Source organism: Mesorhizobium sp. M0491 (genome assembly GCF_040321265.1).
In the GTDB taxonomy this organism is placed as follows: Bacteria; Pseudomonadota; Alphaproteobacteria; order Rhizobiales; family Rhizobiaceae; genus Mesorhizobium.
This window is the reverse complement of sequence record NZ_JAMYRE010000018.1, coordinates 87,592-100,675: the sequence shown is the minus strand read 5'-3', so window position 1 is coordinate 100,675 and position 13,084 is coordinate 87,592. Positions and strand designations below refer to the sequence as shown.

Here is a 13,084-nt window from a genome sequence, read left to right as displayed (position 1 = left end):
GACATCGGCGTCAGGATTGACTCCACGCCTCTGCTCAGCATAGAAAGTATCGCATATAAAACATATGTTCACAATACGAACTTTCTCAGCCTGGAGCCGATGCGATGGTCAAGTTCCTGCCGCTCAAACAGGCCGTGGCCGAGAATTTGAAAGATGGTGACACGGCTGCCTTCGAGGGCTTCACCCATCTGATCCCGACGGCAGCGGCGCATGAGGCGATCCGCCAGGGTTTTCGCGACCTGACCTTGATCCGCATGACGCCGGACCTGATCTACGACCAGATGATCGGCATGGGCATGGCGAAGAAGATCGTCTTCTCCTATGTCGGCAATCCCGGCGTCGGCCTGCTGCGCCGCGCCCGCGATGCCATCGAGAACGGTTTCCCGCGCTCACTTGAAATCGAGGAGCACAGCCATGCCGGCATGGCCAACGCCTATGAAGCGGGTGCTGCCGGCCTGCCCTGCGCGGTGTTTCGCGGCTATCGCGGTGCTGGCCTCGCGGCGGTCAACCCGAACATCAAGTCTGTCACCTGTCCGTTCACCGGCGAGGTGCTGGCCGCTGTTCCTTCGATCCGGCCTGACGTCACCTTCATCCATGCGCAGAAGGCCGACAAGAAAGGCAATGTGCTGGTCGAAGGCATCATCGGCATCCAGAAGGAAGCGGTGCTGGCGGCCAAACGCGCGGTGGTGACGGTCGAGGAAGTGGTCGACAATTTCGACGATCTGCACCCCAATCTGACCGTGCTGCCGCGCTGGACGATTGCCGCGATATCGGTCGTGCCCGGAGGCTCGCATCCGTCCTACGCGCATGGCTATTATGCGCGCGACAATGCCGCCTATCTCGAATGGGACGAAATCGCCGCCGACCGCGAGAAATTCCAGGCGTGGATGCGGGCCAACGTCATCGAGAAGAGTGCCGGCGATTTCGAGGCCCGGGTCGAGCATCTGAGGAAAGCGGCATGAGCGACAATCAGGGCTTCACCCCCAACGAGATGATGATGATCGCCGCCAGCCGCGCGCTGCGCAATGACGATGTCTGTTTCGTCGGCATCGGCGCGCCATCCGCCGCTTGCAATGTGGCGCGGCTGACGCATGCGCCCGACATCACCTTGATTTACGAGAGCGGCACGATCGGCACCGCGCCCGACGTGCTGCCACTGTCAATCGGCGATGGCGAATTGTGCGAAACCGCCGTCACCACCGTCGCGGTGCCGGAGATGTTCCGCTACTGGCTGCAGGGTGGGCGCATCTCGATCGGCTTCCTCGGTGCGGCGCAGCTCGACAAGTTTGGCAACATCAACACCACGGTCATCGGCGATTATTTTCACCCAAAGACCAGGCTGCCCGGCGGCGGCGGCGCGCCAGAGATCGCGACGTCGTCGAAGGAGATCTACATCACCATGGCGCAGACCAAGCGCGGCATGGTCGAGAAGATCGATTTCTTCACCTCCTTCGGCCATGGCGAGGGCGGCGATCATCGAAAGCGTCTGGGCATCGACACCGCCGGCCCGACCTTGCTGATCACTGATCTCGCCATCTGGAAGCCGGATCCGGTGAGCAAGGAATTCACCGTCGTGTCGCTGCATCCAGGCGTCACGCGCCAGCAGGTGCAGGAGAGCTGTGGCTGGGTGGTTAAGTTCGGCGAGGCGCTTGACGAAACGCCGGCGCCAAGCGAACTCGAACTCAAGACATTGCGCGACCTGCAAGCCCGCACCAAGGCGGCGCATGAGCGAACCGGAAAAACAAAGGCTGCATGACATGGCCGAGGCCTATATCTGCGACTACATCCGCACGCCGATCGGCCGCTTCGGCGGCTCGCTGTCTTCCGTGCGTGCCGACGATCTCGGCGCGATACCCCTAAGAGCATTGGTCGAGCGCAATCCCGGCATCGACTGGCTGGCGGTCGACGACGTCGTCTATGGCTGCGCCAACCAGGCTGGCGAGGACAACCGCAACGTGGCGCGCATGGCGCTGCTGCTGGCCGGCTTGCCGAAGGAGGTACCGGGCTCCACCGTCAACCGCCTGTGCGGCTCCGGCATGGATGCGCTGACCATCGCAGCCAGAGCTGTCAAGGCTGGCGAAGCGGAGTTGATGATCGCGGGCGGCGTCGAATCGATGAGCCGGGCACCCTTCGTCATGCCCAAGGCCGACACGGCGTTTTCGCGCAATGCCGAGATTTACGACACCACCATCGGCTGGAGGTTCGTCAACCCGCTGATGAAGAAGCAGTATGGCGTCGATTCGATGCCGGAAACTGGCGAGAACGTCGCGGAAGAGTTCGCCATCTCCCGCGCGGACCAGGATGCCTTTGCCGTGCGCAGCCAGGACAAGGCGGTCGCCGCGCAAGCCAATGGCCGGCTGGCCAAGGAGATCACGCCAGTGACGATCCCGCAGCGCAAGGGCGATGCGGTTGTCGTCTCGAAGGATGAACATCCCCGTGCTGGCACGACGGTCGATGCGCTGGCCAGGCTGCCGACACCGTTCCGCCAGGGCGGCACGGTGACGGCCGGCAATGCCTCCGGCGTCAATGACGGGGCGGCGGCCCTGATCGTTGCCTCCGAGGCAGCCGTGAAAAAGTATGGCCTGACGCCGATCGCCCGCATCCTCGGCGGCGCTGCCGCCGGTATTGCGCCACGCATCATGGGCATCGGCCCGGTGCCGGCGACGCAAAAACTCTGCGCGCGGCTTGGCCTGACACCAAAACAGTTCGATGTCATCGAGCTCAACGAAGCCTTTGCCTCGCAAGGCATCGCCGTGCTGCGCCAGCTCGGCATTGCCGAGGATGCACCGCACGTCAACCCGAATGGCGGCGCCATCGCGCTCGGCCATCCCCTGGGCATGTCGGGCGCCCGCATCTCCGGCACGGCGGCGCTGGAGCTTCGTGAGCGCGGCGGCCGCTATGCGCTTGCCACGATGTGCATCGGTGTCGGCCAGGGCATCGCGATCGCGCTGGAACGGGTTTGATCGGCGGCCCTTGCTTGGCCGGCTAAGATCAAGAATCCGGTGCGCGGTTCAAATTTGACCACGTGGACAAAAGTCTGGCGTCGTTCCATACTTCCCCGTCTGACATTTTCACGAACAGCCGGCTCGACACGGCTGTCGAACAGAGGGGAATGCAATGGAAAACCGGAACAATAAATCGCAGATAAAACGCGAAGGGCTTTCGCGACGCAATGTGCTGGAGCTGGGCGCGCTTAGTTTGGCGGCAACGATGCTGCCGGGCGCCGCCTTCGCGGCGGACAAGAAGCTGAAGGTGGCGGCGATCTTCGCCACGCCGATCGAGGAGCCATGGGACAACCAGATCCATGTCGCCCTGCAGAAGGCCGAGAAGGAACTCGGCATCGAATACAAATGGTCGGAGAAGGTGCAGACCGCCGATTTCAGCCGCGTCATGCGCGAATATGCGCAAGGCGGCTACCAACTGGTGCTGGGCGACGCCTTCGCCGCCGAGCGCGAATCGCGCCGCACCGCCAAGCAGTTCCCGAAGACCGCCTGGCTGTTCGGCTCCGGCGCCGGCCCGGCGGAACCCAATTTCGGGGTGTTCGACAACTGGATCCACGAGCCCGCCTATCTCTCGGGCATGATCGCTGGCAAGATGTCGAAGTCGGGTACGATCGGCGCCGTCGCGGCGATGGGCATTCCGGAGGTGAACCGGCTGGTCAACGCCTTCTTCGCCGGCGCCAGGGAGGTCAATCCCAACATCAAGAAGAAGGTCGCCTTCATCGGCTCGTTCTTCGATCCGCCCAAGGCCAAGGAAGCGGCGGTCGCGCAGATCGACGCCGGCGTCGACGTCATCTACGCCGAGCGCTTCGGTGTCATCGAAGCCGCGGTGGACAAGAAGATCCTCGCCATCTCCAACATGTCCGACCAGTCGAGTCTCGGCCCCGACACGGTCATCACCGGTCCGGTCTGGGACATGTATCCGACGGTCGAGCAGGCGATCAAACTGGTCAGGGCCGGCGTCTTCACCGCGCAGGACTATGGCGATTTCTCGCGCATGGCCAAGGGCGGCTCGCATTTGGCGCCCTACCACAAGTTCGACAAGACGCTGCCGGCGGACGTCAAGGAGCTGGTCGAAAAGAAGAAGGCGGAGATTCTGGAAGGCAATTTCCGGGTGGATGTGGACGAGAATACGCCGGTTTCGGATTGATTTCTTTACCCTCCCCCTTGTGGGGAGGGTCGATCCGCGAAGCGGAGCGGGGTGGGGGTCCTCGTAGGGCGCATCCCCCCCCCCTCTCGCCAAATACGCTTGGCGGCGCCGGCGGGGCGGTGCGACCCCCGCGGGGGGGGGGGGGGGGGGTCCTCGTAGGGCGCATCCCCACCCCGTCTCGCAATCTCCGCTTCGCTCCGACTGCGAGCCGACCCTCCCCACAAGGGGGAGGGTGAAGCAGAGCCTCTCTCCGCAGGAGCATCCTTGTCCGCCCCACTCATCGAAATGCGCGGCATCACCAAGAGCTTTGGCGCCGTCAAGGCGAACGAGGCCGTCGATCTCAGCGTCGCGCCCGGCGAGATCCTCGGGCTACTGGGCGAAAACGGCGCCGGCAAGACGACGCTGATGAATGTGCTGTTCGGCGCATATGCGCCCGACGCCGGCGAGATTCTCATCCAGGGCCAGACGGTGCGGATCACCAGTTCCGCCGATGCGCTGGCCGCCGGCATCGGCATGGTGCACCAGCATTTTCACCTCGCGCCGCGGCTGACGGTGCTGGAAAACCTGCTCATCGGCATTCCCGGCAAGACAGGACGGATCGACCGCGCCGGCGGGCTGGCGCGGCTGGCCGAGATCGGCCGCCAGCATGGGCTGGTGCTTGACCCGGACCTGCCGGTCTCGGCGCTGTCGGTCGGCGAGCAGCAGCGGCTCGAAATCGTCAAGGCGCTGTTTCGTGGCGCCAGGCTGCTGATCCTCGACGAGCCGACGGCGGTGCTGGCGCCAAGCGAGGTCGACGGGCTGTTTTCGGCGTTGCGTTCTATGGCGGCGCAAGGTCTCGGCATCATCTTCATCTCGCACAAGCTCAACGAGGTGCGGGCGCTGACGCATCGCTGCACGGTGCTGCGGCATGGCCGCGTTGCCGGCCGCGTCGATGACCCGGCCAACACGACATCCTCGGAGATGGCAACACTGATGTGCGGCCATGAGATCGTGCCGCCGGCGCGGGGACCATCGGCGCCGGGTGCTGATGTGCTGACGCTCGACGGTATCTCAACCTCGCATCATTCGGGCACGGCGCTGCGCGACGTATCGCTTGCCGTCCGTGCCGGCGAAATCCTCGGCATTGCCGGGGTGTCGGGCAATGGCCAGCGGGCGCTGGCGGAGGTGATCTCCGGCGTGCGGGCGCCCGATGCCGGCCGGATGACGATTGCCGGCCAAAAGGTCTCGCGGTTCTCGCCGCGCGAGGTGCAGGCGCTCGGACTTGGCCGTATCCCGGAAGACCGCATGACGACCGGACTGGTGACCAATCTGCCGCTGGCCGATTCGATGGTGCTGCCGCGCATCGGCACCACAGCGTTCAGCAGCAGGGGCCTGCTCAAGCCCGATGCGATCCGCGCCTTCACTGAGGCGCAGATCAAGGCCTATGATATCAGGTGCCCCGGGCCGATGACCCGCGCCGGGGCGCTGTCCGGCGGCAATCTGCAGAAGGCGTTGTTGGCACGCGAGCTTGCCTTCGATCCGAAGGTGCTTGTTGTCTCGCAGCCGACGCGCGGCCTCGACATCGGAGCCGCCCGCTTCATCCACGAAAAATTCCTCGACATGCGCGCCAAGGGCTGCGGCATCGTCGTCATTGGCGAGGATCTCGAAGAACTGCTGGTGCTCTGCGACCGCATCGCGGTGATGTATGAGGGCCGCATCGTCAGCACGCTCGACAGCGCCGATGCAACGATCGCACGGCTCGGCCTGATGATGACCGGGGCGGAGGGCCACAGCTGATGTTTCGCCTGGAGGTCCGCAGCTCGACGCCGACCTGGTTCAACCTCGCTCTGCCATTGCTCGCGATCGGAGCAACGCTCATCTTGTGCAGCGGCCTTATTGCGCTGGCCGGCGCCGGCGTGCTCGAAGCTTATGGCGTGATGTTCACGGCGTCGCTGGGCGACAGCTATGCGATCACCGAAACGATGGTGCGTGCAACACCCATGATCTTCACCGGACTGGCGGTCGCGGTCGCCTTCCGAGCAAAATTCTGGAACATCGGCGCCGAAGGGCAATTGCTTGCCGGCGCGGTGGCCAGCTGCTTTGTCGGCGCCATTCCAATGCCGGGGCCGCTCGCCATGGTCTTGATGGCGGTGGCGGGCGCCGCAGCGGGAGCCGCAGTCGCGTTGGTGCCGGCGACGCTCAGAGCAAAATTCAAGGTCGATGATGTCGTCAGTTCGCTGTTGCTCAACTCGGTCATCTATTACGCCTTGATGGCGCTGATCGAGGGGCCGTGGAAGGACAGTTTCAGCGGCTATCCGATCTCGCCGCCGATCGAGGATTCGGCCAATTTCCCGGTGCTGCTCGAAGGCACGCGGCTGCATCTCGGCGTCGTCGCGGCACTGATCGCGGCGCCGCTGATCTGGTTCCTGATCGTGCGCACGACGCTCGGCTTCAGGATCAGGGTCACCGGCGAAAACCCGGAAGCCGCCAGATATGGCGGCATCCACGTCGAGCGGGTGCTGATCTCGACGGCGCTGCTGTCCGGCGCGCTGGCCGGATTGGCCGGCGTCGGCGAGGTCGGCGGCGTGCATTTCCAGGTGATGAGCGACATCTCGCCGGGCTACGGTTATTCCGGCATCGTCGTTGCGATGCTGGCGCGGCTCAATCCGCTCGGCGTCGTGCCGGCGGCGATCTTCCTTGCCGCCGTGATGACCGGCGCCGAGGCGATGTCGCGGGCGACCGGCGTGCCGGCCTTCCTCAGCGACGTCATCCAGGGCACCGCATTGCTTGCCATGCTTGTGGCGCTGCTGTTCACCGCCTATCGCATCCGCCGCGTCGGAGTTGCCCGATGAGCGCGGTGTTCGAACAGATATTCCAGGTCGGCTTCCTGGCCGCGATCATCCGCATTGCCACGCCGCTGGCTTTCGCGACGCTCGGCGAAATGTTTTCCGAGCGGGCCGGCGTGCTCAATCTCGGCATCGAAGGCATCATGCTGTTGTCGGCGATGACGGGCTTCACCGCCGCCAGCCTCACCGGCAGCCTGTGGCTTGGCGTGCTGGCGGCGGTGCTCACCGGCATGCTGATGGGCGCGCTGCATGCGCTGTTCACCGTGGCGCTCGGCCTCAGCCAGCACGTCTGCGGCATCGGCGTGACGCTGTTCTCGTCGGGCCTCGCCTATTTCCTCTACCGGCTGATCTTCGGCCAGCAATCAGTGCCGCCCAGCATCAAGGGTTTTCAGACGCTGCCGATCCCTCTCCTGTCTGACATCCCGGTGCTCGGGACGGCGGTGTTCAACCAGTTCGCGCTGGTCTACATGGCGATCCTCGCCATTCCGCTCGCCGCCTTCGTGCTCTACCGCACGCCATGGGGCCTGTCGGTGCGCATGGTCGGCGAAAACCCGCGCGCCGCGGATTCGGCGGGGGTCAGTGTCACCGCCACGCGCTTCCAGGCAGTCATCCTCGGCGGGGCGCTGATGGGGCTGGCCGGCGCCTTCCTGTCGATGGCGCAGTTCAACGCTTTCACCTTCGGCGTGGTGTCGGGGCGCGGCTGGGTGGCGATCGCGCTGGTCGTGTTCGGCCGCTGGGATCCGTGGCGCTCGGCGGGTGCGGCACTGCTGTTCGCCTTCGTCGATGCGCTGCAGCTGCGCATGCAGGCCAGCGGGCTCGGACACATCCCCTACGAGGCGTTCCTGATGCTGCCGTTCATCTTCACCATCGTCGCCATGGCGGTGATGTCGCGCAACGCGGTGGCACCGTCGGCGCTGCTCAAGCCGTTTCGGCGGGAAGAGCGGTAGCAAAGCTTGGGTTCCTCGCCCCGCAAAGCGGGGAGAGGTGGCCGCGAAGCGGTCGGAGAGAGGCCTGCGACGCTGGCGAGTTGTCGCCGAAGCAAGGCAAGGTCGAGCCATTCCCCCTCTCCGTCTCGGCTTCGCCGAGCCACCTCTCCCCCCATTCGTGGGGGCGAGGAACCCGCATCCTGCCAAGTTCGCGCCTTCTTTGAGCGTCTCACATCGCGGTAAAGCCGTTATCCACAAACAGATGCGTGCCGTTGACGAAGCTCGACTCGTCGCTGGCCAGGTAGAGCGCTGCCCTCGCCACCTCTTCCGGTTCGCCGATGCGGCCCTGCTGCGCGGCCAGCGCCGCGTCGGAGACGTCGACGCCGAGCCTGCCGAGGTCGGCGACCTCGCGCAGGCCGTGCGGCGTGCGGATGAAGCCGGGGCAGACCGCATTGCAGCGGATGTTGCGGTCGCGGAACTCGACGGCGATGGCGCGGGCGAACATGTGGCAAGCGCCCTTGGTGGTGTCATAGAGCACTTCGTTGGGAGTCGCCGCCACCGCCGAGATCGACGAAGTACAGACGATCGAGCCGCCGCCGGCCGCAATCATGCCGGGCAAAACGGCGCGCGTCATCAGGAACATCGAGCGCACATTGACGGCATGCAGCCAGTCCCATTCCTGGACCGTCGTCTTCAGGAAGGGTTTGATGACGATGGTGCCGGCGTGGTTGAACAGCACGGTGACCGGTCCGAGTTTTTCGATAGCACCCTTCACCGCCGTTTCGACCTGGGCTTCGTCGGAGACGTCGGCGATGAAATGCTCGGCTATCTGTCCCCGCGCGCGTATCGCCGCTGCGGTTGCGGCGGCCGCCTCGCCGTTGCGGTCGATGATCGCCACCTTGGCGCCTTCGGCGGCGAACAGCTCCGAAGCCGCTCCGCCCATTCCCGTCGCTCCTCCCGAAATGATGGCGACCTTGCCGGCCAGTCTTGTGCCCATTTTTCTGCCCCTGTGTGACGATTTCGCTTTGCTGGTTGGGCGATGCTACCGCGCCCGTGCCGGGCGGCCAATCCACGAATTGAGCGCAGCGAGGGCAAGGCCATAGGTCCATTCGGACGCAGAAGCAAAAAACGGACGCGCCATATGGATCGGCCGTCCGAGCGCTCCCTCTAAGCAAGTGCCTACCAACTTCCGGCATCATAGGAGAAAATTATTCTGTCTTTAGCCCAAAAATAGCAATCGACAAAGTCTACCAATTTTATAGATTAATCGCCGAGACGGAGGTCGATATGTCCTACATCCAGAACGCCCAGACGGATCGCAGCGCTCAGCGGTCGGCCAATGCCCAGGCCTTTCGCCCGGCCTATGCCGGGGCTTTCGCCTATCTCGTCTTTGCCCTTGCGTTCGTGTTCACCGGGGCAGTTGTTCTGGGCCTTATTCCCTGAGTCGTCAGATCGACCGGGGTTAGCTGCCCACCGCTTTCAGGCAATCGGAGTTGAATGAACCGAATCCTCGGCGTGCTTTCGCGCGCCCGACACAACGGAGGACATGGCAATGCCGATCGAGTTCACGCATATTCCGGGTAAGACCGCCGATGCCGCGGTTCCCTTTTTCTACGACTTTGCCGAGACCGCGACCAAGCTCGGGCTGATCGAGGATGGCGGCTTCCGCAAGATCGTCGTCGACGATTCGGCCGGGCTGCTGACCAACATGGATCTTGCGGCCCAAGTGCTCGATCGCACCTCGTCGCTGGAAGTCGTGCTCACCCATTGGGCGGGCGTGGTCGAACCGACCGTGGCAGCCCGCCAACTGGCGTCGATCGACAGGAAAAGCGGCGGACGCCTGGCGCTGAGGATGATCAGCGAGCCGCTGAGCGACGCCGACGCCGAAACACGGCCGGTCGGGCACACCGTCATCTGGCAGCGCATAGACGAATATCTGGTGCTGCTGAAGCGGCTGTGGTCGAACGACCGGCCCTTCGACCACGAAGGAACGTTCTACAGCATCAAGGGCGGCTACGTGCCGCGCAAGGGACCGCACGGCGCCGACCTGGTCATCCGCATGGGCGGGCAGTCCGGAACGGCACTCAAAGTTGCCGGCCGGCATGCCGATGTCTTTGAATTGGCGCCGGGCTCGATCGATGAGATCCGGCAATTGATGGAGCGGGTGCGCCGCTCCGCCGCCGAACATGGCCGGGCCGGCAAGCTGCGCTTCGCGCTTCCGGTCGGGATTCACCAAGGTGCTTCCGCCTCCGGCCACAAGGCAGTCGATGTTGCCGGGCCGCCAGCCCAGGCCGCCCTGTCGCTGCTTGCCTATGCAGCCCTCGGGATCGATGAATTCATGATTGTCGGCGTCGACACGCCGCGTGAGATCGCAACGGTCGGCCGGGAAACCATCGCCCTGCTGCGCAATTCGCTGGCGCGTCGCGAACACGAGGCATTCCAGCCTGGGGCATATGCGTCTCGTGCAGGATTGGAGACGCGCGCAACGGGCTGAGTTCTGGCCTACGGAATGAAAGCTATTCCGGTAACGCCGAGATCCTTCACACCCCCCTCTGTCCTGCCGGACATCTCCCCCGCAAGGGGGGAGATCGACAGCTTCACCCGCAGCGCTCGTCTTGCCACGTTGGCGATTAGTGAAAGCCGAGATGACAGCCAATCTCCCTCCTTGCGGGGGAGATGGCCGGCAGGCCAGAGGGGGGTGCTGTCCCGCCGGCATTGATCTTGGCGCCCTAACTCGCCATGCCCGACAATCGCGACAGGCCTTCAATGACAGCGCTGGAATCAGCGAGCGCGCCAAAGACGCCATCCTCAACCGTCACCATGTGAAGCGCTGCTTCGTGCGCTTGTCTGTCGCCGCTGGCGCAAGCGTCCGAGATCGTCAGGCATTGGAAATTCCGGTCGCAGGCTTCGCGCAGCGTGGTGTGGACGCAGACATCCGTCGTGCATCCGGAAAACATGAGATGCGTGATGCCTTGCGCGCGCAGGACAAGCTCGAAATCCGTATAAATGAAGGCGCTGTTGCAGGTCTTGTCGACAATGATGTCCTGCGGGGCCACATTGATCTCCGGAACGATCTGGAACCCCGTGCCCGAGCGCAGCAGGATATCGGTGCCGTCGAGACCGGCGCGCTTGCGGCGCCATTTTTCGTAAGGCGTCATATCGGCCATATCGGCCCGATAGCCCTGCCTCGTGTGGATGACCCTGACGCCGGCCTTGCGCGCGGCCGCGATCAACCGGCTCACCGTCGGCAGGATCGCCCTTAGAGGCGACGGGTCATAGCCCTGCCTGGCGAAGTAGCCTGATGTCGAAAGGAAATCCTGCTGCAGGTCGATGACGATCAGCGCGGTGTTTTCGGCCACCAGCCTGCCGTCATAGGGGAAATCGAAGGGCGTTGCCTTGATCATCCGGGGCTCCCTGCTTTGGGCCGCCACCATAGTGGATCAGCGCGACGACACCAGATGCTGGGCGTCGTGCAGGCGCCGATAGATACCGCCGGCGCGGAGCAGTTCGCTGTGCGAACCCTGTTCGACGACGCCGGACTCCGAGACGACGACGATGCGGTCGGCGCCGCGGATCGTGGCCAGCCGGTGTGCGATGACCAGCGTGGTCCGGCCCTCGGCAAGTTCGGCCAACGACTTCTGGATTTCGCGCTCGGTCTCGGTGTCGAGCGCCGACGTCGCCTCGTCGAGGATGAGGATCGGCGGGTTCTTCAGGAACATGCGGGCGATCGCCAGCCGCTGCTTCTGGCCGCCCGACAATTTTACGCCGCGCTCGCCGATGATCGTGTCATAGCCGGCCGGCAGGCCCGATATCATGCCGTCGAGCTGCGCCCGCCGCGCGGCATCGGTGATGGCCTCGTCGGAGGCGCCGAGACGGCCATAGGCGATGTTTTCGCGGATCGAGCCGCCGAACAGGAAGACATCCTGCTGGACGATGCCGATCTGGCCGCGCAGCGAAGCGAGCGTCATGTCCCTGATATCGATGCCGTCGATGCTGATCCCGCCGGCGCTGACCTCATAGAAACGCGGCAGCAGCGAGCAGATGGTAGTCTTGCCGGCGCCCGACGGTCCGACGAAGGCGATGGTTTCGCCGGCGTGAATGGTGAGATCGATATCCCTGAGCACCGGCTTGCCGTCGCCATAGCCGAAGCTCACACCGCGATATTCGATGTCGCCCTTGAGGCCGCTTACGGTCACGGCACCTGGCCGGTCGGCGATGTCGGGTTCGGTGTCGAGCAACTCGGTGTAGCGGCGGAAGCCGGCAATGCCTTTTGGATAGGTCTCGATCACCGAATTGATCTTCTCGATCGGCCGCACGAAGACGCCGACCAGAAGCAGGAAGCCGACGAAGCCGCCATTGCTCAGGCCTCCCGTAATGACGAGGTAGCTGCCGGCGATCATGACCACGAGCTGGATCAGCCTTATGCCCATATAGTTCAGCGAATTGCTGGCCGACATGATGCGGTAGGCGTCGAGCTTGGTCTGGCGGTAGCGCTGGTTGTCATGCGCGAACAGCGTGCGCTCATGCTCCTCGTTGGCGAAGGCCTGGACGACGCGCATGCCGCCGACATTCTCCTCGATGCGGACGTTGAAATCGCCGACACGCCGGTAGAGCGCCTGCCAGTTGCGCTCCATGCGGTCGCCATAGCGCATCGTCACCCAGGCGATCAGCGGCACGATCACCGCCGTGATCAGCGCCAGATGCATGTTGACGGTGAACATCAGCACGAAGGCGCCGGCGAAGGTCATGATGGCGATGAACAGGTCCTCGGGACCGTGATGGGCGATCTCGCCGATTTCCTCGAGGTCCTTGGTGACACGGCCGACGAGATGGCCGGTCTTGTGGTTGTCGTAGAAGCGGAACGACAGCTTCTGCAGATGGTCGAAACTCTTGCGCCGCATCTCGGTCTCGATGTTGATGCCGAGCATGTGACCCCAATAGGTGACAACCGCCATCAGCACCGTGTTGAGCAGATAGATCACCAGCAGCCCGGCCGACGCGATGATGATCAGCGTCCAGTCCTGCTGCGGCAGCAGCTGGTCGACGAAGGTGCGGACCGCCATGGGAAAGCCGAGTTCGAGCAGACCGGCCAGCACCGCGCAGGAGAAGTCGAGCGCGAACAGCCCCTTCCAGGGCGCGTAATAGGAAAGGAAACGTCTGATCATCGAGGTGAACCGCAAGCTG

The 13,084-nt window shown here is 64.2% G+C and carries 12 protein-coding genes; 9 read left to right on the top strand and 3 right to left on the bottom strand.

Features of this window, described 5'->3' with window-relative positions:
* Positions 1–104: 104 nt before the first annotated feature.
* From NKI69_RS23020 to NKI69_RS22990, 7 genes are all read left to right on the top strand, one after another.
* Positions 105–962 carry a CoA transferase subunit A gene (locus NKI69_RS23020; RefSeq protein ID WP_023811186.1) on the top strand — a complete coding sequence of 286 codons (858 nt, stop codon included), beginning with the start codon at positions 105–107 and terminating at the stop codon, positions 960–962.
* Positions 959–1,756: a CoA-transferase subunit beta gene (locus tag NKI69_RS23015; protein ID WP_352722575.1), complete on the top strand. Its 798-nt coding sequence runs from the start codon at positions 959–961 to the stop codon at positions 1,754–1,756. Before NKI69_RS23020 ends, NKI69_RS23015 begins: the two co-directional genes overlap by 4 nt.
* Position 1,757: 1 nt before the next feature.
* On the top strand, positions 1,758–2,963 hold the full coding sequence (gene pcaF, locus NKI69_RS23010; RefSeq protein WP_352678986.1) for a 3-oxoadipyl-CoA thiolase: 1,206 nt from the start codon (positions 1,758–1,760) through the stop codon (positions 2,961–2,963).
* A gap of 154 nt (positions 2,964–3,117) precedes the next feature.
* Positions 3,118–4,149: a BMP family protein gene (locus tag NKI69_RS23005; RefSeq protein WP_023811183.1), complete on the top strand. Its 1,032-nt coding sequence runs from the start codon at positions 3,118–3,120 to the stop codon at positions 4,147–4,149.
* Positions 4,150–4,413: 264 nt separating this feature from the next.
* A complete protein-coding gene (locus tag NKI69_RS23000) occupies positions 4,414–5,925 on the top strand; it encodes an ABC transporter ATP-binding protein (RefSeq protein WP_502900189.1) in 1,512 nt (503 codons plus the stop codon).
* Positions 5,925–6,980 (top strand): ABC transporter permease, encoded by a 1,056-nt coding sequence (locus tag NKI69_RS22995; RefSeq protein ID WP_352722574.1) that lies wholly within the window; start codon positions 5,925–5,927, stop codon positions 6,978–6,980. The genes NKI69_RS23000 and NKI69_RS22995 overlap by 1 nt, the downstream gene beginning before the upstream one ends.
* A complete protein-coding gene (locus tag NKI69_RS22990) occupies positions 6,977–7,921 on the top strand; it encodes an ABC transporter permease (protein ID WP_128304109.1) in 945 nt (314 codons plus the stop codon). The genes NKI69_RS22995 and NKI69_RS22990 overlap by 4 nt, the downstream gene beginning before the upstream one ends.
* A gap of 208 nt (positions 7,922–8,129) precedes the next feature.
* Here NKI69_RS22990 and NKI69_RS22985 read toward each other — a convergent pair whose 3' ends face one another.
* Entirely contained in the window at positions 8,130–8,897 is a 768-nt protein-coding gene (locus tag NKI69_RS22985) for an SDR family NAD(P)-dependent oxidoreductase (protein WP_352722573.1), read from the bottom strand.
* 290 nt (positions 8,898–9,187) lie between these two features.
* Between NKI69_RS22985 and NKI69_RS22980 the strand changes: the two genes are divergently transcribed.
* Both NKI69_RS22980 and NKI69_RS22975 read left to right on the top strand, forming a co-directional pair.
* Complete coding sequence (locus NKI69_RS22980; protein WP_023811179.1) at positions 9,188–9,343, top strand: hypothetical protein; 156 nt, start codon at positions 9,188–9,190, stop codon at positions 9,341–9,343.
* Positions 9,344–9,452: 109 nt separating this feature from the next.
* Positions 9,453–10,394, top strand: a complete 942-nt coding sequence (locus NKI69_RS22975; RefSeq protein WP_352613059.1) for an LLM class flavin-dependent oxidoreductase — start codon at positions 9,453–9,455, stop codon at positions 10,392–10,394.
* 235 nt (positions 10,395–10,629) lie between these two features.
* Here NKI69_RS22975 and NKI69_RS22970 read toward each other — a convergent pair whose 3' ends face one another.
* Both NKI69_RS22970 and NKI69_RS22965 read right to left on the bottom strand, forming a co-directional pair.
* Positions 10,630–11,304, bottom strand: a complete 675-nt coding sequence (locus NKI69_RS22970; RefSeq protein WP_352613057.1) for a cysteine hydrolase family protein — start codon at positions 11,302–11,304, stop codon at positions 10,630–10,632.
* Positions 11,305–11,340: 36 nt separating this feature from the next.
* A complete protein-coding gene (locus NKI69_RS22965) occupies positions 11,341–13,065 on the bottom strand; it encodes an ABC transporter ATP-binding protein (RefSeq protein WP_352613055.1) in 1,725 nt (574 codons plus the stop codon).
* Positions 13,066–13,084: the final 19 nt, after the last annotated feature.

What these genes read in the sequence shown, in the direction of transcription:
- NKI69_RS22970 (WP_352613057.1), bottom strand. Translation starts at nt 11,304, where the DNA reads ATGATCAAGGCAACGCCCTTCGATTTCCCCTATGACGGCAGGCTGGTG.
- pcaF (WP_352678986.1), top strand. Translation starts at nt 1,758, where the DNA reads ATGGCCGAGGCCTATATCTGCGACTACATCCGCACGCCGATCGGCCGC.
- NKI69_RS22965 (WP_352613055.1), bottom strand. Translation starts at nt 13,065, where the DNA reads ATGATCAGACGTTTCCTTTCCTATTACGCGCCCTGGAAGGGGCTGTTC.
- NKI69_RS22990 (WP_128304109.1), top strand. Translation starts at nt 6,977, where the DNA reads ATGAGCGCGGTGTTCGAACAGATATTCCAGGTCGGCTTCCTGGCCGCG.
- NKI69_RS23020 (WP_023811186.1), top strand. Translation starts at nt 105, where the DNA reads ATGGTCAAGTTCCTGCCGCTCAAACAGGCCGTGGCCGAGAATTTGAAA.
- NKI69_RS22980 (WP_023811179.1), top strand. Translation starts at nt 9,188, where the DNA reads ATGTCCTACATCCAGAACGCCCAGACGGATCGCAGCGCTCAGCGGTCG.
- NKI69_RS22995 (WP_352722574.1), top strand. Translation starts at nt 5,925, where the DNA reads ATGTTTCGCCTGGAGGTCCGCAGCTCGACGCCGACCTGGTTCAACCTC.
- NKI69_RS22975 (WP_352613059.1), top strand. Translation starts at nt 9,453, where the DNA reads ATGCCGATCGAGTTCACGCATATTCCGGGTAAGACCGCCGATGCCGCG.
- NKI69_RS22985 (WP_352722573.1), bottom strand. Translation starts at nt 8,897, where the DNA reads ATGGGCACAAGACTGGCCGGCAAGGTCGCCATCATTTCGGGAGGAGCG.
- NKI69_RS23015 (WP_352722575.1), top strand. Translation starts at nt 959, where the DNA reads ATGAGCGACAATCAGGGCTTCACCCCCAACGAGATGATGATGATCGCC.
- NKI69_RS23005 (WP_023811183.1), top strand. Translation starts at nt 3,118, where the DNA reads ATGGAAAACCGGAACAATAAATCGCAGATAAAACGCGAAGGGCTTTCG.